Annotated in this window: 15 protein-coding genes; 7 read left to right on the top strand and 8 right to left on the bottom strand. The window is 74.0% G+C overall.

Features of this window, described 5'->3' with window-relative positions:
• Nucleotides 1–12 precede the first annotated feature (12 nt).
• Nucleotides 13–597 carry a helix-turn-helix domain-containing protein gene (locus AC067J_RS14915; RefSeq protein ID WP_327675044.1) on the bottom strand — a complete coding sequence of 195 codons (585 nt, stop codon included), beginning with the start codon at nt 595–597 and terminating at the stop codon, nt 13–15.
• Nucleotides 598–809: 212 nt separating this feature from the next.
• On the opposite strand from AC067J_RS14915, the gene AC067J_RS14910 reads away from it, so the two are divergent.
• The 4 genes from AC067J_RS14910 to meaB all read left to right on the top strand — a co-directional run bounded on the left by AC067J_RS14910 (nt 810) and on the right by meaB (nt 7,791).
• Complete coding sequence (locus tag AC067J_RS14910) at nt 810–2,291, top strand: MFS transporter (RefSeq protein WP_478299159.1); 1,482 nt, start codon at nt 810–812, stop codon at nt 2,289–2,291.
• Nucleotides 2,292–2,648: 357 nt separating this feature from the next.
• A complete protein-coding gene (locus AC067J_RS14905; RefSeq protein ID WP_478299157.1) occupies nt 2,649–4,580 on the top strand; it encodes a methylmalonyl-CoA mutase subunit beta in 1,932 nt (643 codons plus the stop codon).
• Nucleotides 4,577–6,781 carry a methylmalonyl-CoA mutase gene (gene scpA / locus AC067J_RS14900; protein WP_478299155.1) on the top strand — a complete coding sequence of 735 codons (2,205 nt, stop codon included), beginning with the start codon at nt 4,577–4,579 and terminating at the stop codon, nt 6,779–6,781. Before AC067J_RS14905 ends, scpA begins: the two co-directional genes overlap by 4 nt.
• An 11-nt stretch (nt 6,782–6,792) precedes the next feature.
• A complete protein-coding gene (gene meaB, locus AC067J_RS14895) occupies nt 6,793–7,791 on the top strand; it encodes a methylmalonyl Co-A mutase-associated GTPase MeaB (RefSeq protein ID WP_478299153.1) in 999 nt (332 codons plus the stop codon).
• Nucleotides 7,792–8,008: 217 nt separating this feature from the next.
• Here meaB and AC067J_RS14890 read toward each other — a convergent pair whose 3' ends face one another.
• Complete coding sequence (locus AC067J_RS14890; RefSeq protein WP_478299152.1) at nt 8,009–8,611, bottom strand: superoxide dismutase; 603 nt, start codon at nt 8,609–8,611, stop codon at nt 8,009–8,011.
• 434 nt (nt 8,612–9,045) lie between these two features.
• Between AC067J_RS14890 and AC067J_RS14885 the strand changes: the two genes are divergently transcribed.
• Together AC067J_RS14885 and AC067J_RS14880 are read left to right on the top strand one after the other, a co-directional pair.
• Complete coding sequence (locus AC067J_RS14885; RefSeq protein WP_478299150.1) at nt 9,046–11,367, top strand: M9 family metallopeptidase; 2,322 nt, start codon at nt 9,046–9,048, stop codon at nt 11,365–11,367.
• A gap of 249 nt (nt 11,368–11,616) precedes the next feature.
• Nucleotides 11,617–13,923, top strand: a complete 2,307-nt coding sequence (locus AC067J_RS14880) for a M9 family metallopeptidase (RefSeq protein WP_478299148.1) — start codon at nt 11,617–11,619, stop codon at nt 13,921–13,923.
• Nucleotides 13,924–14,041: 118 nt separating this feature from the next.
• Here the strand turns inward: AC067J_RS14880 and AC067J_RS14875 are convergent, their stop codons facing one another.
• Together AC067J_RS14875 and AC067J_RS14870 are read right to left on the bottom strand one after the other, a co-directional pair.
• Complete coding sequence (locus tag AC067J_RS14875) at nt 14,042–14,548, bottom strand: DUF5990 family protein (protein WP_478299146.1); 507 nt, start codon at nt 14,546–14,548, stop codon at nt 14,042–14,044.
• A gap of 122 nt (nt 14,549–14,670) precedes the next feature.
• Entirely contained in the window at nt 14,671–20,733 is a 6,063-nt protein-coding gene (locus tag AC067J_RS14870) for a WD40 domain-containing protein (RefSeq protein WP_478299144.1), read from the bottom strand.
• A 159-nt stretch (nt 20,734–20,892) separates the two neighbouring features.
• Here AC067J_RS14870 and AC067J_RS14865 point away from each other — a divergent pair, with 159 nt between their 5' ends.
• Nucleotides 20,893–22,101 carry an ArsB/NhaD family transporter gene (locus AC067J_RS14865; RefSeq protein WP_478299142.1) on the top strand — a complete coding sequence of 403 codons (1,209 nt, stop codon included), beginning with the start codon at nt 20,893–20,895 and terminating at the stop codon, nt 22,099–22,101.
• 59 nt (nt 22,102–22,160) lie between these two features.
• On the opposite strand, the gene AC067J_RS14860 is transcribed toward AC067J_RS14865, so the two are convergent.
• The 4 genes from AC067J_RS14860 to AC067J_RS14845 all read right to left on the bottom strand — a co-directional run bounded on the left by AC067J_RS14860 (nt 22,161) and on the right by AC067J_RS14845 (nt 25,124).
• On the bottom strand, nt 22,161–23,057 hold the full coding sequence (locus AC067J_RS14860) for an inositol monophosphatase family protein (RefSeq protein ID WP_478299140.1): 897 nt from the start codon (nt 23,055–23,057) through the stop codon (nt 22,161–22,163).
• Nucleotides 23,035–23,691, bottom strand: a complete 657-nt coding sequence (locus AC067J_RS14855; RefSeq protein ID WP_478299138.1) for a hypothetical protein — start codon at nt 23,689–23,691, stop codon at nt 23,035–23,037. The genes AC067J_RS14860 and AC067J_RS14855 overlap by 23 nt, the downstream gene beginning before the upstream one ends.
• 36 nt (nt 23,692–23,727) lie before the next feature.
• The gene (locus AC067J_RS14850; RefSeq protein ID WP_478299137.1) at nt 23,728–24,693 is read right to left on the bottom strand and encodes a hypothetical protein; all 966 of its coding nucleotides are present in this window, start codon (nt 24,691–24,693) and stop codon (nt 23,728–23,730) included.
• A 188-nt stretch (nt 24,694–24,881) separates the two neighbouring features.
• The gene (locus AC067J_RS14845) at nt 24,882–25,124 is read right to left on the bottom strand and encodes a hypothetical protein (RefSeq protein WP_478299135.1); all 243 of its coding nucleotides are present in this window, start codon (nt 25,122–25,124) and stop codon (nt 24,882–24,884) included.

Here is a 25,124-nt window from a genome sequence, read left to right as displayed (position 1 = left end):
CCCGGCCTGACGTCAGGCCTTGGGCCTCGCCCGGACGTGCATCCGCTCGCCCTGCCGTCCGAACAGGCTGAGCAGCTCCACCGGGCGCCCGTCCGCGCTGGTGAACCAGTGCGGCACCCGGGTGTCGAACTCGGCCGCCTCGCCCGGACCGAGGACCACGTCGTGCTCCCCGATCAGCAGCCGCAGCCGGCCGTCCAGCACGTACAGCCACTCGTAGCCCTCGTGAGTCCGCAGGTCCGGCTCGGCGCCCCGGTCGGTGATCACCAGCTTGTACGCCTGGAGCGGGCCCGGGCTGCGGGTCAGCGGCACGACCGTCCCGCCGTTCGGCAGTGCACGCGGCGTCAGGCGGACCCGGGGGTCGCCCACCTCGGGGGCGCCGACCAGCTCGTCCAGCGGCACCCGGTAGGCGCCGGCCAGCGGCAGCAGCAGCTCCAGGCTGGGCCGCCGCTGGCCGGACTCCAGCCGGGAGAGCGTGCTCTTGGAGATGCCGGTCGTCTCCGAGAGGGCGGCGAGCGTGATACCGCGCTTCTCCCGCAGCCGGCGGAGCCTCGGCGCCACCTCGTCCAGCACCGCCCGGTAGGCCTCCGGTTCGTCCATCCGCGCTTCCCGTCTCCGTCGTCCCGGGTCCACTCGACCCCGGTGGCCCCGTCCTGCGGAGCCGTCGTCCCGGCCCCGTCGTCCCGGCCCCGTCGTCCCGGAACCGGCAACAAAGTTTGCCACTCGAACGGGCCGGGAGCACGCTCCCCCACGTGCGCCGCGCGGCGGCCACGGGACGGCCCCACCCCGGGCCGCGGAGAACGGAGTTCGGGTTGACGACCACAGACACGGGACCGGGCACGGCGGCGACCGGAGGAGCGGACCGGGCGGGGCGGACGGACCGGGCGGCGCGGACGGGCTCCGTCCGCTGGGCGCTCGCCGCCCTCTCCCTCTCCATGCTGCTGTCCTCACTCGGCACCGGCATCGCCAACGTCGGCCTCCCGACGCTGGCCCAGACGTTCGGCGCCTCGTTCCAGGCCGTGCAGTGGGTGGTCCTCGCCTACCTGCTCGCCGTCACCACGCTGGTCGTCACCGTCGGCCGCCTCGGCGACCTGGTCGGCCGGCGGCGGCTGCTGCTGGCCGGCCTGCTGCTGTTCACCACCGCCTCCGTCCTCTGCGGCCTGGCGCCCTCGCTCGGACCGCTGGTCGCCGCACGGGCGGCGCAGGGCCTCGGAGCGGCCGTCATGATGGCGCTCACCATGGCGTTCGTCGGCGAGACGGTCCCGAAGGAGCGGACCGGCAGCGCGATGGGCCTGCTGGGCACGATGTCCGCGGTCGGCACCGCGCTCGGCCCCACCCTGGGCGGCGTGCTGCTCGCCGGGCCCGGCTGGCGCGCGCTCTTCCTGGTCAACGCACCGCTGGGGGTGGCGGCCCTGCTGCTCGCCCGCCGCCACCTGCCGGCCGACCGGCCGGCGCCCGCCGGCCCCCGCGCCCGGTTCGACCACCTCGGCACGCTGCTGCTCGCGCTGACGCTCGGGGCCTACGCACTGGCCATGACCCTCGGGCGCGGGCACTTCGGCGCGGCCAACCTGGTCCTGCTGGCGGCGGCGGGCCTCGGCGTCGTGCTCTTCGCGCTCGCCCAGCGCAGGGCGGCGGCGCCGCTGGTCCGCCCGGCCGTGCTCCGCGACCGGCGGCTGAGCGCGAGCCTGCTGATGAGCGCGCTCGTCTCCACGGTGATGATGGCGACCCTGGTGGTCGGCCCGTTCTACCTCGCCCGGACGCTCGGGCTGAAGGCGGCCCTGGTCGGCCTCGCGCTCTCGGTCGGCCCGCTGGTCGCCGCGCTGACCGGGATCCCGGCCGGGCGGATCACCGACCGGTTCGGCGCCCCGCGCACCACGGCCACCGGCCTGGCGGCCGCGTCCGCCGGCGCGCTCGCCGTCGCCCTGCTGCCGGACTCGCTGGGCGTGGCGGGCTACCTCGCGCCGATCGCGCTCGTCACGGCCGGCTACTCGCTCTTCCAGACCGCGAACAACACCGCGGTCATGGCGGACGTGCCCGCCGACCGCCGGGGCGTCGTCTCCGGCCTGCTCAACCTGTCGCGCAACCTCGGCCTGGTCACCGGCGCCTCCGTGATGGGCGCCGTGTTCACCCTCGCCTCGGCCACCACCGACGTCGCGACCGCGGCGGCAGGCCCGGTCGCCACCGGCATGCGGGTCACCTTCGCGGTCGCGGCGGGCCTGCTCCTCGCCGCCCTCGGCCTGGCGCTCGCCGTGGGGTCCGCCGGCGGCCGCGGACGGGAGCCCCGGAAGGGCTGAGGCCAGCGGTGCCCGGCCGCACCCGGCCAGGGCCGCGGCCGGAGGACCGCCGGCCCCGACCCGGCCTGGCCCCGACTCCCCCTACCTGGCCCGGCCCGACCTGACCCGACCCCGCCTGACCTGGCCTTACCGAGGGCGCGGCGGCGGCAGGGAGGCGGGCGGGGTGGTCCGGGGCGCACCCCCGCGCGCCGTCCGCCGGGCAACTCCGCGGACGCCGGGCGGGGTTCCGCGGGCAGGTCGCCGGCGACGCCCGTGGTGACACCGGTGGCACCGGTAGTGCAACAGAGTGCAAAGCGAGGGCAAGGTCACACCGTCCGCCTCTGCTGCGCCCCCGCCACAGGGCGCTAACCTGCGGGCATGACGGTCCCGCCCGAAGGGCTCCCCCTGGCCGCCGAGTTCCCGGCCGCACACCGAGAGCAGTGGCAGACCCTCGTCGAGGGTGTGCTGCGCAAGTCCGGTGCGCAGCCCGCGGACGGCGCAGCGGCCGAGCAGGCGCTCACCACCGCACTCCAGGACGGGCTGCGCGCCCGCCCGCTGTACACCGCCGAGGACGGCCCGGCCGACCCCGGCCTCCCCGGCTTCCCGCCGTTCGTCCGCGGCAGCCGGCCGCAGGGCTGTTCGGTCACGGGCTGGGACATCCGTCAGCGGCACGCCGACCCGGAACCGCGCCGCGCCAACGAGGCCGTCCTGGCCGACCTGGAGAACGGCGGCGGCTCGCTCTGGCTGGAGCTCGGCGGGAACGGGCTGCCGGTCACCGCGCTGCCGCAGGCGCTCGCCGGCGTCTACCTCGACCTGGCCGGTGTGGTGCTCGACGCGGGGCCCGAATTCCCCGACGCCGCAGCGCAGTTGTTCGCGCTGTACCAGGAGCGCGAGGTCTCCCCCAGTGCCGCCGCCGGCAACCTCGGGGCCGACCCGCTGGGCCTGCAGGCCCGTACCGGCGAGGCCGGGCGGACCGACGCGCTGCTCGCCGAGGCCGCCACCCTCGCAGCCCGCTGCGCCGAGGGGTACCCCGGCGTGCGCGCGCTCACCGTGGACGCCCTGCCGTACCACGAGGCCGGTGCCTCGCCCGCGCAGGAACTCGGCGCCTCGCTGGCCGCCGGCGTCGCCTACCTGCGCGCGCTGACCGCCGCCGGGCTGTCGGTGGACGCGGCCCTCGGCCAGCTGGAGTTCCGCTACGCGGCCGACGCCGACCAGTTCCTGACGATCGCCAAGTTCCGTGCCGCGCGCCGGCTCTGGGCCCGGGTGGCCGAGGTGTCCGGCGGCTCGCCAGAGGCCTCGGCGCAGCGTCAGCACGCCGTCACCTCCGCGGTGATGATGACCGCCCGCGACCCGTGGGTGAACATGCTCCGCACCACGATCGCCTGCCTGGCGGCCGGGGTCGGCGGGGCGGACGCGGTGAGCGTCCAGCCGTTCGACAGCGCGCTCGGTCTGCCGGACGCCTTCGCCCGCCGGATCGCCCGCAACACCCAGTCGATCCTGCTGGAGGAGTCGCACCTGGCCCGGGTGGTCGACCCGGCCGGCGGCTCCTGGTACGTGGAGCGGCTGACCGACGAGCTGGCGCACGCCGCCTGGGCCTGGTTCCAGGAGGTCGAGCGGGCCGGCGGGCTGCGCGCCGCGCTGGAGTCCGGGCTGGTCGGCGAGCGGATCGCGGCCACCTGGGCCGAGCGCTCCGTCCGGCTGGCCAAGCGGCGCGAACCGGTCACCGGCGTCAGCGAGTTCCCGAACCTGGGCGAGCAGTCGCCGGTCCGCGAGCCGGCTCCGGCCGGGCCGGGCGGCGGACTGCCGCGGGTGCGGCGCGCGGAGGCGTACGAGGCGCTGCGGGACCGCTCGGACGCGCACCTCGCGGCCACCGGCGCGCGGCCCGGGCTCTTCCTGGCCTCGATCGGCACGGCCGCCGCGCACACCGCGCGGACGACCTTCGCCGCCAACCTGTTCCAGGCCGGCGGCATCGCCACCACCTCGGTGGAGGGCACCGAACCCGCCGCGTTCGCCGAGGCGTTCGCCGCGTCCGGGGCGCGGGTGGCCTGCCTCTGCTCCAGCGACGCCCTGTACGGCGAGCACGCCGGGGCCGTCGCCGCGGCGCTCAAGGCGGCCGGGGCCCGGCGGGTGCTGCTGGCCGGGCGGCCCGGCGAGCAGCGCGAGGCGTACCAGGCGGCCGGGGTGGACGAGTTCGTCTTCGCGGGCGGCGACGCCGTCGCGACCCTGACCTCCCTGCTGGACGAGATCACCGACGGGACGACCGGCGGGACCACCGAGGAAAGCCTCGACGAAAGCGGAGTGGCGCGATGATCCCCGACTTCACCGGAATCGGGCTGGACGGGGACGCCGGCGCGGGCGTCACCGACGGCCAGTGGCGCTCCGCCTGGCGGCAGGCCACCGGCAAGGACGTCGACGAGCTGCTCTGGGACACCCCCGAGGGCATCGGCGTCAAGCCGCTGTACACCTCCGCCGACCTGGCCGGACTGGACTTCCTGGGCACCTACCCGGGCATCGCCCCGTACCTGCGCGGCCCGTACCCGACGATGTACGTCAACCAGCCGTGGACGGTCCGGCAGTACGCGGGCTTCTCCACCGCCGAGGAGTCCAACGCCTTCTACCGCCGCAACCTGGCGGCCGGCCAGAAGGGCCTCTCGGTCGCCTTCGACCTGCCGACCCACCGCGGCTACGACAGCGACCACCCGCGCGTCACCGGCGACGTCGGCATGGCGGGCGTGGCGATCGACTCCATCTACGACATGCGCCAGCTCTTCGACGGCATCCCGCTGGACCGGATGTCGGTGTCGATGACCATGAACGGCGCGGTGCTGCCCGTGCTGGCGCTGTACATCGTCGCGGCCGAGGAGCAGGGGGTGCCGCCGGAGAAACTGGCGGGGACCATCCAGAACGACATCCTCAAGGAGTTCATGGTCCGCAACACCTACATCTACCCGCCGCAGCCGTCGATGCGGATCATCTCGGACATCTTCGCGTACACCTCGCAGAAGATGCCCCGGTACAACTCGATCTCCATCTCCGGCTACCACATCCAGGAGGCCGGGGCCACCGCCGACCTGGAACTGGCCTACACCCTGGCCGACGGCGTGGAGTACCTGCGGGCCGGGCTCGACGTCGGGCTGGACGTGGACGCGTTCGCGCCGCGCCTCTCGTTCTTCTGGGCGATCGGCATGAACTTCTTCATGGAGGTCGCCAAGCTGCGCGCGGCCCGGCTGCTCTGGGCCAAGCTGGTCAAGCAGTTCGACCCGAAGAACGCCAAGTCGCTGTCGCTGCGCACCCATTCGCAGACCTCCGGCTGGTCGCTCACCGCCCAGGACGTGTTCAACAACGTCGCCCGCACCTGCGTCGAGGCGATGGCCGCCACCCAGGGCCACACCCAGTCGCTGCACACCAACGCGCTGGACGAGGCGCTCGCGCTGCCGACCGACTTCTCGGCCAGGATCGCCCGCAACACCCAGCTGCTTCTCCAGCAGGAGTCCGGCACCTGCCGGGTGATCGACCCGTGGGGCGGCTCGGCGTACGTCGAGAAGCTGACCCACGACCTCGCCACCCGCGCCTGGCAGCACATCCAGGAGGTCGAGGCGGCCGGCGGCATGGCCAAGGCGATCGACGCGGGCATCCCCAAGCTGCGCGTCGAGGAGGCCGCCGCCCGCACCCAGGCGCGGATCGACTCCGGCCGTCAGCCGGTGATCGGCGTCAACAAGTACCGGGTGGAGAGCGACGAGCAGATCGAGGTGCTCAAGGTCGACAACTCCTCGGTGCGCGCCCGGCAGATCGAGAAGCTGCGCCGCCTGCGCGACGAGCGCGACGAGGCCGCCACCCAGGACGCCCTGCACGCGCTGACCCGCGCCGCCGAGGCCGGCCCGCAGCGCGGCGGCTCGCTGGACGGCAACCTGCTCCACCTGGCGGTGAACGCGGCCCGCGCCAAGGCCACCGTCGGCGAGATCTCGGACGCCCTGGAGAAGGTGTACGGCCGGCACTCGGGCCAGATCCGTACGATCTCCGGTGTGTACCGAGACGAAGCGGGCCAGTCGGCGCCCCTCCAGCGCACCCGGGACCTGGTCGAGCGGTTCGAGCGGGCCGAGGGCCGGCGGCCGCGCATCCTGGTCGCCAAGATGGGCCAGGACGGCCACGACCGCGGCCAGAAGGTGATCGCCACCGCGTTCGCCGACCTGGGCTTCACGGTGGACGTCGGCCCGCTGTTCCAGACCCCGGGCGAGGTGGCCCGCCAGGCCGTCGAGGCGGACGTCCACATCGTCGGCGTCTCCTCGCTGGCCGCGGGGCACCTCACCCTCGTCCCGGCGCTGCGCGCGGAGCTGGCCGAGGCCGGCCGGGAGGACATCACCATCGTGGTCGGCGGGGTGATCCCCCCGCAGGACTTCGAGGCGCTGTACGAGGCGGGTGCCGCGGCGGTCTTCCCGCCCGGCACGGTGATCCCGGACGCCGCCTACGACCTGCTGAAGGCGCTCGCCGCCGACCTCGGCCACGAGCTCTGAGGCGCTGAGCGATGGCGCCCCGGACGATCGACCTCGACAGCTACGCGACGGGCGTGCGGGAGGGCTCGCGCGCCTACGTCGCGCGGGCCATCACGCTCGTCGAGTCCACCCGTCCCGACCACCGCGCGCTGGCGCAGCAGCTGCTGACGATGCTGCTGCCGCACGCGGGCGGGGCGGTCCGGGTGGGCATCACCGGCGTACCGGGTGTCGGCAAGTCGACTTTCATCGACGCCTTCGGCACCATGCTCACCGGGCTCGGCCACCGGGTCGCGGTGCTCGCCGTCGACCCGACGTCCAGCCGGACCGGCGGCTCCATCCTGGGTGACAAGACCCGGATGGAGCGCCTGGCCGTCGACCCGGACGCGTTCGTCCGCCCCTCCCCCACCTCCGGCACGCTCGGCGGGGTGGCCCGGGCCACCCGGGAGTCGATGGTGGTGATGGAGGCCGCCGGCTACGACGTCGTGCTGATCGAGACGGTCGGCGTCGGCCAGTCCGAGACGGCGGTGGCCGGCATGGTGGACTCCTTCCTGCTGCTCTCGCTGGCCCGCACCGGCGACCAGTTGCAGGGCATCAAGAAGGGCGTGCTGGAGCTCGCCGACGTGATCGCGGTCAACAAGGCGGACGGCCCGCACGAGACCGACGCCCGCGCCGCCGCCCGCGAACTCGCGGGCGCGCTGCGGCTGCTGCAGGCCCCGGACGCGCCGTGGACGCCGCCGGTGCTGACCTGCAGCGGGCGGGACGGAGCCGGGCTGGACGTGCTGTGGGAGCGGCTCCAGCAGCACCGCAAGGTGCTGGACGCGACCGGCGCGCTGGCCGCCAAGCGGCGCGACCAGCAGGTGGAGTGGACGTGGGCGATGGTGCACGACCAGCTCCTCGCCCGGCTGCACGCCCACCCGGAGGTCCGCCGCCTCTCCCCCGGACTGGAGCAGGAGGTCCGCGCGGGCACCCTCCCCGCCGGGCTCGCGGCCGAACGGATCCTGGCCGCCTTCCGCACGCCCGACGGGGACTGACGGCCGGCCCGACGGCAGCTCACGGCTCGTCACGGCTCGTCACGGAGCACCGTGGACGGCAGCGGAGGGCAGTGGAGAGGACGTGGCGAGCCGCTGGATCCCCTGGTGAGCCCCGCCGGACGACACGGAAGGCCCCCGACCGGTGTGCACCGGTCGGGGGCCTTCCGTCACCCGCCCTGCCCCGGGTCAGGTGTCCACGGGCGCCTCACCCGGAGGGTCAGGCGCTCTTGACCGCCGCGAAGCGGGTCGAGACGTCCTGCCAGTTGACGACGTCCCACAGGCGGGTGACGTAGTCCGGGCGGACGTTGCGGTACTGCAGGTAGTAGGCGTGCTCCCAGGCGTCGAAGGCCAGCAGCGGGGTGGTGCCCTGGCCGACGTTGCCGTGGTGGTCGTAGACCTGCTCGACGATCAGGCGCTGACCCAGCGGCTCCCAGGAGAGGATGCCCCAGCCGGAGCCCTGGACGCCGACCGTCGCGGTGGTCAGCTGCTTCTGGAAGGCCTCGAACGAGCCGAAGTGCTCGGTGATGGCGTCCGCGAGGGCGCCCTCGGGGCGGTCGCCGCCCTCCGGGGAGAGGTTCTCCCAGAACAGCGAGTGCAGCACGTGGCCGGACAGGTGGAAGGCGAAGGTCTTCTGCAGGCCGACCAGGCCGCCGAACGCCTCCTTGTCGCGGGCCTCGGCGAGCTGCTCAAGGGTGTCGTTGGCGCCCTTGACGTACGCCGCGTGGTGCTTGGAGTGGTGCAGCTCCAGGATCTCGGCGGACATCGCGCGCTCAAGGGCGGAGTAGTCGTACGGCAGGTCGGGAAGCGAGTAGGTGCCCATCAGGACATGGCCTCTTTCGGCGAGTTCAACGGTGACGATCGTGCCGGGACAACACTATTGCGTATCGCTTGCAGGAACGAAGCATGGGCTCCTGCGTATTCCCGATGTTCCATCGTGCACAATGCGCACCCGCGTGCCATGAGTGGCGAGGGTGGCGGGGGCGAACGGCTGTGACCTGCCGCGCTGCCCGGTCCGGCCGGGTCCGGCCGGGTCCCGCCTGGTCCGGCCCGGTCCGGCCGGTCGACCCGGCGGCGGCGCCCACCACCCGTCACCCGCTTGAGTTGACGGCCGCCTGACAACGTTTCGGTTGCGACGGTGGACAATCCGCTCCGAGGCCTTCCCGACACGATACGACATGTGCCATTTTACATGTCACACATCGAGTGGCCGCTCCCCCAACACGCGGCCCCGAACGGCCTCGGAGGCCCCCACAGATGCGCCCCTTCCGCATATCCAAGGCCACCGCGCGCAGGCTCCCTGCGCTCGGTGCCGCCTTCTTCATCGCCCTCGGCCTGTTCGCGCCGCAGAGCCAGGCCGCCCCGGCCGGCACCGCCGCCCCCACGGCCAAGGCCGCCTCCGGAGTCGCCGCGGCACCCGCGCCGAAGGCGATCCCGGTGCCCAAGTCCCCCGACGCCGGCACCGGCGGCCGCCCGCTCGCTGCCGAGAGCACCGGGAAGGACACCGGCACGAAGGCGGTCACCCCGACCCCGTCGGCCGGCGCCAAGAGCGCCAAGCAGTTCTCGGCAGCCGCGGCGGCCGTCAACTGCGACCTCTCCGGAGTGATGGGCGCCTCGGGCAGCGCGCTGGTCCAGCAGCTCAAGGCGCTCCCCGACGTCACCTGCACCTACCCGCTGTTCAACCTCACCGGCACCGATGCCGGGAAGGTCTTCCGCGAGGCCCAGATGGTCACCGTCGCGGACGCCCTGCGCACCGCCTCGGCCACCTACCCGGGCGACAACAGCACGGGCATCGGCCAGCTGGTGATGTTCCTGCGCGCCGGCTACTACGTGCAGGGGAACAACGAGGCCTCCGTCGGCAGCTACGGCGCCGCGCTGCAGACCGCGATCCGCGGTGCGCTGGACGCCTTCTTCGCAGCCCCGCGCAGCCAGGACGTCACCGAGGCCAACGGCGCCACCCTCAACGAGGCCGTCACCCTCATCGACAGCGCCGACGAGAACGGTCGGTACGCCGGCGTCGTCAAGCGGCTGCTCGCCGGCTACGGCAGCAACTGGCCGGCCTCGATGAAGCTCGCCGTGGACCACGTCGAGTGGGTCATCGAGGGCGGCTTCGACCTGAAGTACGGCGACACCGGCTTCATCGCGGCCCTCCAGGCCGACCCGTCCATCGCCACCGCCTGGGCCGGGTTCGTCACCCGCAACGCCGCCCAGCTGGACGGCGGCGACGTGGTCACCCGGATCGGCATGCAGCTCGGCAACCTGGTCTCCGTGGAGAGCCTCCGCACCCAGGGCCGCCCGCTGGTCAAGGACCTGATCAACCGGTACCCGCTGGTCGGCGCCTCCGCCGCGCTCACGATGAACCTGGTCTGGTTCGCCGAGAAGCAGGACAAGGGCAACTGCTCGTACTACGGCACCTGTGACCTGCCGACCCGGCTCGTCCCGCTGGTCCTCGTCAACACCCAGACCTGCAACGCCAACCTGCGGGTCCGCGCCCAGCAGATGAGCGCCACCGAGCTGGCGAACACCTGCACCAGCCTGATCAACCAGGACGCCTTCTTCCACAAGGTCATCAAGGACAACGGGGCGGTCCCCGGCGACCTGAACACCAACCTGGAGGTCGTCGCCTTCGACGACTACTACAACTACAAGCTGTACGCCTGGATCATGTACGGCATCGACACCGACAACGGCGGCATGTACGAGGAGGGCAACCCGGCCCAGGCCGGCAACCAGGCCCGCTTCATCGCCCACGAGGCCGACTGGCTGCGCCCGAGCTTCCAGATCTGGAACCTCAACCACGAGTACACCCACTACCTCGACGGCCGCTACAACATGGCCGGTGACTTCGAGGCCGGCATGACCACCCCGACCATCTGGTGGGTCGAGGGCGTCGCCGAGTACATCTCGTACCACTACCGCAACGAGCGCAACGCCGGTGCCATCGCCGAGGCCGGCAAGAAGACCTACAAGCTCAGCGAGCTGTTCGACACCGTCTACGACCAGACCCCCGACGCCGACGTCAACTCGACCCGGGTCTACAAGTGGGGCTACCTGGCGGTCCGCTACATGCTCCAGTCGCACCCGGCGGACGTCGACGCGGTGCTCGCCAAGTACCGCGCCGGTGACTGGAACGGTGCCCGCACCCTCCTCAAGAGCACCATCGGCACCCGCTACGACGCCGACTTCTCCACCTGGCTGACCGCCTGCGCGGCCGACAACTGCGGCACCCTGCCGACCTCCCAGGCCCCGCTCTGCACCATCGCCGACGCGCGCCAGTTCGACAAGAACTGCCGCCGGGACAACCTCGCGGCCGCCACCGGCAACTACAGCTACCACTTCCTGAACCTGCCGGCCGGCGTCAAGCAGCTGACCGTCACCACCACCGGCGGCACCGGCAACGCCGACCTGTACTACGGCGGCAGCAACTGGGCCACCACCGGCTCCTACCAGGCCAAGTCCACCAACGCCGGCAACAACGAGACCCTGACGATCAACAACCCGCCGTCCGGCTGGGTGTACTTCAGCCTCGCCGCGGCCCAGACCTTCGGCGGCGTCAGCGCCACCGTCACCTACCAGTAGACCGCCCCACCGGACCTCCGTGGTCCGCGTGACCACGGAGGGCCCCGCCGAACCGGCGGGGCCCTCCGTGCATGTGATCTGACAACGTTTCGGTTGCGGCGGCCGACAATCCGGTCCAAGGCCTTCCGGCGCGATGCGACATGTGCCATTTTACATGTCACACATCGATTGGCCGCGTGCCCCAACACGCGGTCACAACGGCCCCGGAGGCCCCCACAGATGCGTCCCTCCCGGATATCAACGGCCAACGTGCGCAGAATCCCTGCGCTCGGCGCGGCCTTCTTCATCGCGCTAGGCCTGTTCGCACCGCAGAGCCAGGCCGCTCCCGTCGGCGCCACGGCCCCGGCCGGTGCGAGCGCCGGCGGTCCGGCCGCCTCGACACCGCGGTCGATCCCGGTCCCCAAGTCCCCCGACGCCAGGAACAACACCCCCTACGAGCTCTCCTCGCAGGACTACGGCAAGCAGTCCACCGTGCCGGCGCCGCCGGTCGCCGCGCCCTCCAAGGCGGGCAAGCAGTTCTCCGCCGCCGCCGGCGAGGACCCCTGTACGGCCTGGCCCGACTTGATCAACGCCACGGGCAGCGCGTTGGTCCAGAAGCTCAAGGCACTTCCGTACGTCGACTGCACCTACTCCCTGTTCAACCTCAGGGGGGAGAACGCGGCGAAGGCCTTCACCGAGGCCAAGATGGTGACCGTCGCAAACGCGCTGCGCGACGCCTCCGCCACCTACCCGGGCGACAACAGCACCTCCGTCGGACAGCTGGTGCTCTTCCTGCGCGCCGGCTACTACGTCCACGAGGTCGACCAGGCCTCCGTCGGCACCTACGGCCCGACGCTGGAGAGCGCGTCCCACGCCGCGCTGGACGCCTTCTTCGCCGCCCCGCACAGCAAGGACGTCACCGACGCCAACGGCGCCACCCTCCAGGAGGCCGTCACGGTGATCGGCCAGGTCAAGGGCCTCGGCCGGTACCAGGGCGTCCTCAAGTGGATGCTGGCCAGCTACAACGACAGCTGGACCCCGCAGATGGACAAGTCGTTCAAGCACTTCAACTGGATCATCGAGGACGGCCTCGACCCCAAGACGGTCGACAACCAGGGCTGGAAGGCCGCCCTGCGGGCCGACTCCAGCATCCTCGACACCTGGTCCGACTTCATCACCCGTAACGAGGACCTGCTCAACCGTTCGGACATGGTCAGCAACCAGGGCCGCTACCTCGGCTACGCCCTCGCCGTGCCCGAGCTCAAGGCCAAGGTCCGGCCGATGCTCAAGGACCTGATCAACCGTTACCCGAACGTCGGCCCCACCGCCGCGATCACGATGAACCTGGCCTGGGCCACCCGCAAGTTCGACAAGGGCAACTGCGCGGCCTACGCCATCTGCGACCTGAACGCCCGTCTGATGCCGGTGATCCTGCCGATCCAGCACACCTGCAACCCGGACCTGAAGATCCGCGCCCAGGACATGTCGGCCGCCCAGCTGGCCTCCACCTGCAAGAGCCTGATCAACCAGGACGCCTACTTCCACAAGGTGATCGGTGACAAGGGCGCCGTCCCCGGCGACGTGAACACCAACCTTGAGGTCGTCGCCTTCGACGACTACTACAACTACTCGCTGTACGCCTGGTCCTTCTACGACATCGACGTGGACAACGGCGGCATGTACGAGGAGGGCAACCCGGCCCTGCCCGGCAACCAGGCCCGCTTCATCGCCCACGAGGCCGACTGGATGCGCCCGACCTTCCACATCTGGAACCTCAACCACGAGTACACCCACTTCCTCGACGGCCGCTACAACATGGCCGGCGACTTCGAGTCCAACATCGTCACGCCGACCATCTGGTGGGTCGAGGGCATCGCGGAGAACATCTCCTTCGGCTACCGCAACCTGCGCAACACCGACGCGATCAACGAGGCCGCCAAGAAGACCTACAAGCTCAGCGAGCTGTTCGACACCGTCTACGAGGAGGACGGCGACCCCGACGTCAACTCGACCCGGGTCTACAAGTGGGGCTGGCTCGCCGTCCGCTACATGCTCCAGGAGCACCGCGCCGACGTCGAGGCCGTGCTCACCAAGTACCGCGCCGGTGACTGGAACGGTGCCCGCACCATCCTGAAGCAGACCATCGGCACCCGCTACGACGCCGGCTTCGACGCCTGGCTGACCGCCTGCGCGAGCAACGACTGCGGCCCGCTGCCGGAGGCCCCGGTCGCCCCGACCACCCCGGTCTGCACCATCGCCGACCCGCGCCAGTTCGACAAGAACTGCCGCCGGGACAACCTCACCGCCACCGCCGGCAACTACAGCTACCACTTCCTGAACCTGCCGGCCGGCGTCCAGCAGCTGACCATCACCACCACCGGCGGCACCGGCAACGCCGACCTGTACTACGGCGGCAGCAGCTGGGCCACCACCGGCAACGCCCTGGCGAAGTCCACCAACGCCGGCAACAACGAGACCCTGACGATCAGCAACCCGCCGTCCGGCTGGGTCTACTTCAGCCTCGCCGCCGGGCAGCAGGCCTTCGACGGCGTCAGCGCCACCGTGCAGTACCAGTAGGCCCGTTCACCGGAACCCGATGAGGCCTTCGAGGACTCCTGAGGTCCCCGAGGTCCCTGAGGTCCGCTGAACGAGGAGGGCCCCGCCGCACCGGCGGGGCCCTCCGTCATGCCACGGCTCAGGTCCCGGCTCCGGCCCCGGCTCCGGGTCCGGCCGCGTCCCCGGCCGACCAGGCGATCACCGGCGGTCGGACCGCCCCGCAGAGCGGGTGCCCCTCGACGTCGGTCAGGCCGAGCCGGCCCACCAGCAGCCCGCCGGCCACCGCCGCCTCGGCGGTCGCGGGCGGGACGGCGTCCAGGAACAGCTTGGCGCGGCGGAGCAGTTCGGGGCCCTCCGGCCCCGGGGTGAGCCAGGAGAGGTAGACGAACCGGGCGCCCGGACCGCCCTGCACGAACGGGCCCAGCAGGTCCGGGCCGGCCGGCCCGGTCTTCACGGTGCACTCCACCGTCCAGACCGCCCCGGCCGCGTCGCCGGCCACCGGGTCGAGCAGCTCCCCCGGCCTGCCCCTGCGCTGGACTCCCACCAGGACGGCGGTGTAGCCGGGGAACCCGGGGACCGGGGCGCAGCTGCGGCCCGGCAGGTCGGTGGCCTCGATGCGGAGGCGGACGGTGCTCGTGGTCGGCATGGCCCCATCCTGCCCGCGCTCACCGACAGCGGCGGCTCACGGTTCCGGAACACACCGCCCGCGGCTCACCCGGCACGGCCGAACGGCCTCCGGCTCACCCGGCACGCCCGAACGCCCGCGGCTCACAGCTCCGCCTCCGGGGGGAGGCGGTGGACGCCCGGAAGGTGGGTGTCGAGCTCACCGGGCTCGAAGCGGCACATGCCGACGGCGTGCCAGAACTCGCCGGCCACGTCGCCCTCGCACTTGTAGGCGCCGGAGGGCAGCAGCGCCGCCCAGCCGTCGGGGGCGCCGAGCAGGGTGGCGAGGGCGGCGGGCCGGCCGTCGGCGTGGATGCGCCAGAGCCGGACGGTGCCGTCCTCGCCGCCGCTGGCCAGCAGCGAGCCGTCCGGGCTGAAGGCGACGGCGAGGATCCGGCCGGTGTGGCCGCGCAGCCGGGCCGCCTCCTCGCCGGTGCGCGGGTCCCAGAGCCGGACCAGCCGGTCGTCGCCGGCGGTGGCGAGCAGCGGCCGGGTCGGGTGGGCGGCGGCCGTCCAGAGCCGCCCGACGTGTCCGGTCAGCCGGTGCCGGACGATGCCGTCGCCCCAGATGAGCGCGGTGCCGTCCCAGGAGGCACTGGCCAGCCAGCTGCCGTCCGGGGCCGGCGAGACGGCGTACACCCGGTCGGTGTGGCCGTCGAGTTCGGCCTCGACCCGGCCGGTCCCGATGTCGGAGATCCGGACCCGACTGTCGTCGCAGCCGGTGAACAGCCGCCGCCCGTCCGGGCTGAACGCGATGGAGCGGACCCGGCCGCGGTGCTCGCGCAGGGTGGTGAGGTGGGCTCCGGTGCGGCGGTACCAGATGCGGACGGTGTCGTCGTCGTTGGCGGTGGCCACGAGGACGCCGTCGGTGCTGAACGCCTCGGCCCAGACGTGCTCGGTCTCGACGTCCATCTCCCGCAGGTACTCGCCGGTCCGGGCGTTCCAGAGGCAGAGGTCGCCGTCGTTGGTGGCGGTGGCCAGGATCGCCTCCTCCGGACTGAACTCGGCGGAGACCAGCCGGCTGCTGCGGCCGGAGAGTTCGCGCACCCGGCGGCCGGTGGACGGCTCCCAGAGCCGGATCACGCCGTCGTTGCCGCCGGCCGCCAGCAGGGTGCCGTCCCCGCTGAAGCTGAGCGAGCCGATCCGGCGGCCGTGGCCGCGCAGGAGCTGGCGGCTGCGGCCGGAGGCCGGGTCCCAGAGCCGGACCAGGCCGTCGTTGCCGCCGGTGACGAGCAGCGCGTCGGTCTCGGCGCTGCCCCGTCCGGCGCCGGGGCGGAACCGGCAGGCCCAGACCGAGCCGCGGTGCTCGGGCGGCTGACGGCGCAGCGGCACCACCTCGTGGCCGGGGCCGCGCACGGCCGGCCCGCCGCTCTCCGGCCGGCCTCCGCTCTCCGACCGCCCGCCGCTCTCCGTCCGTGCGCCGTTCTCCGGCCGCCCGTCGGGCTCCGTCCATCCGTCGGGCTCCGTGCGAGCGCCGCCGTCGGCCCTCGGGATCCGGGAGACCCGCCAGACCCGGACCCCGCCGTCGCTGTCGCTGGCGGCGAGCCTGGTCCCGGCCTCGTCGAAGGTGACCTGGTAGATCTTGCCGGTGGAGTCCTCGGGCCGGCCGGCGGGCGTGCCGTCGAGCGGGTTCCAGAGCCGGACCTGGCCCTCGGTGTCGCCGCTGGCGAGCAGGTCGCCGTCCGGGTGGAAGGCCAGCGTGTAGATCCGCCCGGCATGCCCGGACAGGGTGTGCAGCAGCCGACGGCCGGCGGCCTCCCAGATCCGCACCGTGCCGCCGCCCCCGTCCTCCCCGCCGCCGTCGCCGGTGGCGATCAGGGTGCCGTCCGGGCTGAACGCGGACCGGTAGACGGTGCCGCGGTGGCCGGGGAAGTCGGCGATCCGGCGGCCGGTGGCGGTGGACCAGAGCCGTGCCCCGCCGCCCTGGTCGCCGGTGACCAGCAGGGCGCCGTCCGGGCTGAAGACCGCCGTGTAGACGGGCGCGTCGTGGCCGGGCAGGCGGTGCAGCGGCAGGCCGGTGTCGGTGTCCCAGAGGGTGACGACCCCGTTCGGGTCGCCGGTGGCGACCAGCCGGCCGGCCGGCCCGAGCGAGACCGGCCAGACGCCGCCGGGGTGGACGTCCAGACGGTGCCGGCACTCTCCGGAGACCTGGTCCCAGAGCCGGACGGTGCCGTCGGCGCTGCCGGTGGCCAGCACGTCACCGGCGAACTTGACCGCGTAGACCCGGCCGATGTGGTCCTTGAGGGTCCGCAGGGCGACCCCGGTGACGGCGTCGCAGACCAGCACGCTGCCGTCCTCGCTGCCGACCGCGAGGAGCCGGCCGTCCGGGCTGAACGCGACCGGCTCGGGCAGCCGGGTGGAGCGCACGTCGAACCCGTACGGGACGCCGACCTCGGAGGGGCTGAACCCGGCCTCGACGGGCAGCCCGGGGGCGATCGCGGCGGCCCGCAGCTCGGGCGCGGCCAGCACCTCCGGGTCGGTGACGGCGGAGATCAGCGCGGCCCGCTGCCAGCGGCTGCCGCGCAGCCGGGCGGCGCGCAGGTCGGTGCGGACCAGGCGGGCGCCGCGCAGGTCCGCGGACCGCAGGTCGGCGCCGGAGAGGTCGGCGGCGTCCAGCCGGGCGCCGGCCAGGGTCGCGCCGCGCAGGTCGGCGCCGGACAGGTCGGTGCCGAGCAGGCGGGCGTCGGTCAGGTCGGCGCCGGACAGGTCGACGCCGGACAGGTCGCGGTGCGAGAGGTCCTCGCCGGCCAGGGTCGCGCCGCGCAGGTCGGTGTGGGCGGGCACCCGCAGCCGGTCCAGCACCTTGACGGCGTTGAGCCGGGCCGCCTCGCCGGTGTCGTGGGCGCCGTCCAGGACGGACCGGGCCCAGCGCTGGCAGACCTGGTGGTCGGCGAGGTCGCAGAGGAACTCGACGGCCAGCCGGCTGAGCGGGCCGCGGCCGAGCAGGTCGGTCTCGCCGCGCTCCAGCGCGGCCGCGGCGGCCCGGGCGACCAGCCACTCGACGACCGAGCCGTGGATGAAGTGGAACATGCCCTCGTCGGAGCGGATCAGCAGGCTGCCGGAGCCGACCGCGTGCGCGAACTGCGAGGTGGGCATCCGGTTCTCCGCCAGACCGCTCAGCACCCCGGCGATGTCCACGATCTCGTCCAGCGGCATGGCGGTCCGGCCGCTCTCCCAGAGGCGCAGCGCGAGCAGCGTGACGGCCTGCCAGAGCTGGTCCAGGTGCAGGCCGGGGGCGGCGCCCGGGCCGCCCTGGCCGCGCTGCTCCTCGAACCGCAGCCAGGAGGTGAAGACCTCCTGGTAGAGGCCGGCGGCGCTGAGCGCCCGGCCGGCGCCCGCCACGGAGCGCAGCCGGTCGTGGTCGAGGTCGGCGACGAAGCTGAGCAGGCGGGGGTTGCTGCAGAGCGCGAGCAGGTCCGGGATGGCCTCCAGCAGCCGCATCCGGCGGGCGGCGGCGTCCGGGTCCCCGTACCGGTTGGCGAGGTAGCCGCGGATCTGGTGCGGGGTGAAGTCCTGGACGGCGATCAGCCGGCGCTGCGGGAGCAGGCCGACCCGCTCGCCGAGCGCGGTGAGCACCTGCTCGTGCGAACTGAAGTGCTGGGTGCGGCTGGTGACGACGATCTTGGCGTTGTCGACGGCGGCGTCCAGCAGCACCTGGAGGTGGTCGGCGGCGCGCTCGTAGCTGACCCGGTTGACGAGCTCGTCGAAGCCGTCGAAGAGCAGCACGACGCGGCCCTGGCGGAGCATGTAGCGGAACGCCCGCAGGTCGAGGGTGTCGATGCCGTGCTCGGTCAGGTGGGCGGCGACCAAGCCGTCCAGCGAGTGCGCCTTGTCGAGTGCGTTCAGCTCGATGAACAGTGGTGCCAGGTGCGGGAGTTCGGCGGGGATGCGGCGGGCCAGCTCACGCAGGGCGAAGGTCTTGCCGCGGCCGAAGTCGCCGAGCAGCAGCACGAACCGGCCGTGGTCGGAGTCGAGCAGCCGGAGCAGTTCGTCGACCAGGCCGTCCCGTTCCCGGACGCCGGGGCGCTCGGCGTCGCGGTAGCGCTGCGGCAGGTAGAGGCCGGGCAGGTACTGGCTGTCGGCGCTGAGCCGCTCGCTCTGGGCGGCGACGTAGCCGCGCAGGTCCAGCAGGCCCTGGAACTCCAGGAAGCTGCGCAGCCGCACGCCCCGGCGCCGGGCCCGCTCGCGCAGGGCGCGGGGCGGCGGCGGGCCTTCGTGGACCAGCTCGGCGTCCAGGTTGGTGCCGTCGGCGTGCACCTCGTCGACGAAGCGGTCGACGTCCTCGACGGTCGGGGTGTGCACGCTGACGGCCACCCGCTGCTGGCGGACCAGGCCGGACTCGGCCCAGGTGACGAAGAGCTGCGGCGGGGTGCCGTCCACCGCGCGGATCTGGGCCCCCTGGTGGCGGGTGCGGCAGACCTCGGAGACCCGGGCCAGCAGGGCGTCCAGCGGCGAGGCCAGCGCCCGGGTCTCGCGCTCCGGCCCGGCGGCCGGGCGGGCCTCGTCCACCTGCGGCGGCTCGACGGTCGGGCCGGGGGCGGCCGGCTCGGGCACCGGGAACGCGCGTCCGGCCCGGCGCCAGGTGGCGGCCACCCGCTGGAGGGCGGCGTCCGGGGCGGACCAGCGGGTCAGGCCGTCGCGGGTGAGCTGGAGCAACTGGTGGCCGCCGGCGGCCGGGGCGCCGACCACGGTCACCTCGCCGGCCGCGGTGACCAGCTCCCCGACGGCGGTGCGGGCGGCGGCCGGACCGTGCAGCAGCAGGTGCAGCCGGGGCGCGGTGAGCCGGGTGAACCGGTCGACGTCGTGCAGCGGCTCGCCGTCCGGGCCGCCGCGGGCCGGGCGGGCGGCCGTCGACCGGGAGCCGGCGGCACGGCCGCCGGCGGTGTGCGGGGCACCCTGGTGGGCGCCTCCGGGCCCTGCTCCCGGGGAGGCGGCGACCGGGTGGCGCAGCGCCCCGATCCGCAGCCAGCCGTCGCTCTCGTAGGGGCGCAGCGCCTGGGCGAACCAGGCGGCCTGCTCGGGGCCCAGCCAGCCGTACCGGTCCTCGGGCCGGTGGGACCAGGCGATCGAGGAGTTGAGGCCCGCGACGACGGTGCCCAGCTCCGGGACGGGGAAGAGCGTCCAGGGCTGGGCGCTGTCGAAGACGACGTCCAGGCCCTGGTAGAACTCCTGGAACAGCCGGGCGTAGTGCCGCCACTTCGGCCAGTACGGCGGGGTGGGCCGCAGCTCGTCGGCCTCGCAGGTGGCGAAGTAGGCGCGCGAGGCGGCCTGGTTGACGTCCTTCCCGCCGGGGACGATCGCCACCCGGTGCGGCTCCAGGCCGAGCAGGGCGCGCATCGAGGTGAGGAAGGAGAGCGCCTGCTCGCACTCGCGGGGGCTGCCGGAGGCGGTCAGGTCGCCGGTGACGACGACCAGTTCGGGGGCGGGGGCGCCGGAGTCGGCCAGCTCCACCAGGTCGCCCCAGATGGCGGCCTGCAGGTCGACCGGGTCGTTCCCGCGGCCGAACTCGGGGCCGGCCAGGTGCAGCACGGTCACCGCCTCGCGTCCGCCGGACCGGGCCGCGGCGTGCGGGTAGTCGGGCTGGACGGCCGGCCTGCGCCGGCCCGCCCAGCCGGTGTCGCCGACCGCCCGGGGCCCGGGGACCTGCGTCCGGGCGGTCGGCGGGAGGACGCCGGGGGCGGGCGGGGCGCCGCCCGGGTAGCCGGGGCGCAGCTCGGGCCGGGACCGGCCGTCCATGGCGGCCGCGACCCGGGTGAGCAGCAGTTGCCGGGCGCGGGCGGGCTCGTCGACGCCGACCAGGTCGATGTAGGTGAGGGTGGCGAGCAGGCCGTCCACCGGGATGTCCTCGATCCGCACCGTCACCAGCCGGCGGTCCGGCGCGTCCGGGTCCGCGCGCAGGGCGGCCTGCCACTCCATCCGGCCGTAGCGCGAGCGCTCGTAGTTGCGCGAGAGCAGCGCGATGACGGCCGCCGACTCGGTGACCCCGCGGTCCATGAAGTCGACGAAGTTGGTGCCGGGGACGAAGTCCCAGGCCTGGAGGAACGCCCGGTAGCCGGCTTCCTCCAGCGTCCAGGCGATCCAGGCCGCCCAGCGTTCGTCGGCCGGCGAGTAGCTGATGAAGAAGTCGATCGGCCCGGGGCCACCCGGGGTCGCGTCAAGAGCCCCCATGGAGAGAGCTTATGACCGATCCGGACGTGCTGAACCCTCTTTGCCCGCAACGGTTTCGGGTGAGATCCGGCCGGATTCCCCGAACCCGTGACCGATCGCCGGCCGGGCGTTCGAGCGGCAGTCTCGACCCACGACGCCTCGTGTGCGACCCTGACGTCCGTGTTTGCGTACTGGCCCGCCGTCCGGCGACTCCACCCGCTCGACCTGCTCGCCGGCGGCCTGCTCGTCCTCGGCCTGCTCTTCCTCGCCACCGGGCTGCTCCCGGCGGACTCCGCCGGCGCGGCCGTGGAACGGGTCGCACCGCTGCTGGCCTTCCTGGGCTCGGTCGTCGTGCTGGCCGAGCTGACCAGCGCCGCCGAGGTGTTCGACGTGCTCGCCGCCTGGGTGGCGCGGGCCGGCCGGGGCAGCTACCCGGTGCTGTTCCTGCTCTGCGTGGGCTTCGCCGCGCTCACCACGACCGTGCTCAACCTGGACACCACCGCCGTGCTGCTCACCCCGGTGATGCTGGCGCTGGCCACCCGGGTGGGCATCGCGCCGCTGCCGCTGGCGATGACCACGGTCTGGCTGGCCAACACGGCCAGCCTGCTGCTGCCGGTGTCCAACCTGACCAACCTGCTGGCCGCCGACCGGGTCGCGCTCTCCCCCGCCGGGCTGGCCCGGGCGATGTGGGCGCCGCAGCTGGCCGCCCTGCTCGCCACCATGGCCTGCCTGTGGGGGTTCTACTGGCGGCGCGGGCGACGGGGCGCGGACGGCTACCGGCCGCCGGAGGCCCACCGGCCGAAGGACGGGGTGCTGTTCCGGATCTGCGCGCTCGCCTGCGCCGGGTTTCTGGTCGCCAGCCTGGCGGCCGTCGTGCCGCTCTGGGCGGCCTCGGGCGCGGCGGCCGCGGTGGTCGTGGCGGCCTTCGCCGTACGACGGCCGGAGGGGCTGCAGGCCTCGTTGATACCGTGGCGGCTGCTGGTCATGGTGCCCGGGATGTTCCTGGTGGTGCAGACCGTCGACGCGCACGGGCTGCACCGGCTGCTCTCCGAGGCGATCGGCACCGACGGCGGGGTGCTCGGCCTGTTCCGGGCCTCGGCGGTCGGCGCGGGCCTCTCCAACCTGCTCAACAACCTGCCGGTCTACCTGGCCGGGGAGGCCGCGGTGCCGGCCGGCAACCACCAGCAGCTGCTGGCCCTGCTGATCGGCACCAACATCGGCCCGCTGATCACTCCGTGGGCCTCGCTGGCCACCCTGCTCTGGTACGAGCGCTGCCGGTCGGCGGGGTTGCGGGTGCCGCTGCGGAGCGTGGCCGGGACCAGCGCCGTGCTCGCCGTCGGCGGCGTGGCGCTGGCCACCGCGGCACTCGCGGTGGCGGGCGGCTCCTGAGGCGTTCCGGTGGGGCGGGGGGCTTCCGGTGGGGGGCGTTCCCGTACGGCGGCGGGCGGCTACCCGGGAGGCGTCCCGGGTCCGGGCGGCTCGGGCGGGCCGCCCGGGAGACCCGCGCGGGCGACCAGGTCGAGCAGGTACGGCACCATCTCCGGGCGGCCCGCGACGTAGCTGCGGGCGGTGTCCGGCTGCCCGATCCGCGCGCTGAACGCGCTGCCGTCCAGCGCGCGGACCACCAGACCCGCCTCCGTCGCCAGCAGGCTGCCGGCGGGCAGGTCGATCTCCTCGGCCCGGTAGCCGACGAAGCCGTCGATCAGCCCGCAGGCCAGCAGCGACCAGGTGAGCAGCGGCGCCCACAGCTGGAGCACCCGGCGGGCGCCGCCCTCCAGCCCGTCCTTGAGCGCCCGGGCCACCGGGTCGTCACCCGCCACGCCGTGCCCCTGCGTCCAGCCGAGCACCGGCCGGACCGCGCCCGGCGGGCGGACCGGACTGCTCAGCCGCCCGCCCGGGCCGTACGCCCCGCCGCCGTGCACCGCCCGCCAGGTCCGGCCCGCCACCGGGTCGTGGACCACTCCGAGCACCGGCTCGTCGTCCACGCACAGCGCGATGCCCACCACGTAGGCGGGCAGGCCGATCACCACGTTGTTGCTGCCGTCCAGCGGGTCGACCAGCCAGGTGCGGCGGCTGCCCGGCCCGCCGGCCGTGGCCCCGCCCTCCTCCGCCAGGATGCGGTCGGCCGGGAAGCGCTCGGCGAGCCTCCGGGTGACCAGCTCCTCCGCGAGCAGGTCGAGTTCGGTGACGACGTCACCGTCCTCGCCCTTGACGTCCACCCGGAACGCGTCCAGGAATCGGGCGCGCAGCATGGCGCCCGCCTCCTCGGCGGCCCGCACCGCGACCTCGCACTCCTCCGCGAAGGCGGGCGGTCCGGAGCCCTCACCCGGTTCTCTCGTGTCCACTGATCCTCCTGGCTGCCTCTTCGGCGATCCGGGCCGTCCGGTCCGCGTCGCAGAGCCGCCGCACCACGCGGCGGGCGGTGCCGTCCACCGGCCCCAGCACCACGTCCACCGGCCCCGGCACGGTCCGGCCGAGGACGACGGTGGCGGCCGGCGCGCCGTCCGGCAGCACCGTGGCGTGGAACTCGCCGGCACCCAGGGTGTACGTCTCGCCGCGCGCGCTGGTCTGCTCGGCCAGCGGCTCCCAGCGGACCAGCCGCGGGGTCGGCCGGATCTCGTCCGTCCCCCCGGTGCTGTACACCTCGAACGCCCGGTGGGTCGGCCGGCCGGGCTCGTCGTACACCCCGACCCGCAGGTTGCCGACCCGGCCGTAGAGCACGCTGCTCTTCAGCTCCCAGCTGTGGCAGTGGATCTCGCGCTCGACCCCGGCCGCGACCGGGTCGAAGACGTGCACGCACACACCGTACGCGCCGTCGCGCAGCACCGGCAGGCAGTAGAAGCCCAGCGGGTGGGCGACCGCGCGCAGCGCCCGCGCGCCGGAGGCCACCTCGGCCAGGAGTCCGCCGACCAGGCCGTCCAGCCCCGGCTCGGCGGCGGTGCGCCCGGCGGCCCGTTCGAGTGTCGTGAAGAGGTTCATGGTCTCCCCCTGATCTCCCGCGCGGGCGCGGCGCGGCTACCGGCGGTACGGGTTCTCCGCGTGCAGCGCCCGGTCGATGATGTCGCTGACGTCCCGGTCCGAGAAGGCCGTCGGCAGTGGGATGCGCAGGTGCTCGAAGAGCCGCCGGGCCTCGTCCACCGTCGGGTCGTCGCCGAGCGGTTCGGTGTCCCGGAGGTCGAGCTTGACCGCCTGCTCCCGGTAGTGGTGCAGCTCGGTGACGTAGTAGTCGTACAGCGGGCGGCCGCGTTCGACGTAGATGCTGACCCGCCTCGGGTCGTCCTGGGTGATGATGAGGCAGGACGCGGAGACGTCGAACCGCAGCGAAGGGGCCACCTCCGAGAGGTGGACGTCGATCTCCAGGGTGTCCAGCCGCTGCCGGTACCAGGCGGCGGCCAGCACCGTCGCGTACGACTCCTTGCGAGTGCGCTCGACGCTCCAGCCGGCGTCGTGCGTGCCGTCCGGCGCCCGGCTGCCGAAGGTGCCCCGGAAGCGCGCGTACGCGGCGCAGGCCGCCTCGTCGCCCGGGTGCACGATGTCGATCTTGACGGTGAGCGCGCGGCGCCGCCGCCGCGCCTCCCGGACGCACTCGGGCAGGGTGACGGCCCGCAGGTACGTGCCGGTGCCGCCCTTGAACATCCACCGGTCGGTGTCCTGGCGGGCCTGCTCCAGCGCCCGCTCCAGGTCGACGCCGGCCAGCTCGCGCACCGACGCCAGGTTCTCCAGCGCCTGCCGGGCGCCGGCGGTCGCCTCCCGGATGTCCACGACCCGCCGCCGGCGCTCGGCCAGCGAGCCGTACACCACCGCGGCCAGCACCAGCAGCGTGGCGCCGGAGACGATGTTGTCGTCCAGGCCGCCGCCGAACAGGTCGAGCAGACCGACGGCCAGCGCCCCGAGCAGGGCCACCACACCGTCGGAGTTCCTGAGCACCCACGCGATCGCGCTCTCCAGCCGTCGGCCGGACCCCGCACCCCCGTACACCACGCCGGAACCTCCTTCGACCGTCAACATGTTAGGGGCGGTGAGAAGTTGACGGCCAGCAGGTTGCCGGTCGGGTTCGGGTCGTGAACCGGTCGCATCCCGGCAGCCCCCGGGCGCACGGGGGCGGTCCGGCGGCCGGCCACCAGGTCACCCCGCCACCTCACCACCAGGCCGCCCGGCCACCCGGCCGATCAGCGGAACAGCTCCGCGTGCTCCGCGGCCCACGCGCCCAGCGTGCGCGCCGGGGCACCGGTGACGTCCCGGACGGTGGTGGTCACCGGCTCGGGGTCGCCGATCCGGGCCTCGACGAAGTCCAGCGCCCCGTCCGCGACACCGGACGGCCACCTTCCGGCGAGCATCCGCACGAGGGCGTCCTCCCTGAGAATCTCCTCCCACCGGCCCGGGCGGCCGACCGCCTCCCCGATGATCCGCAC

The organism is Kitasatospora sp. NPDC042419, from assembly GCF_056437345.1.
Note: the sequence above shows the minus strand (reverse complement) of the source record. Positions and strands in the feature narration are given on the sequence as shown.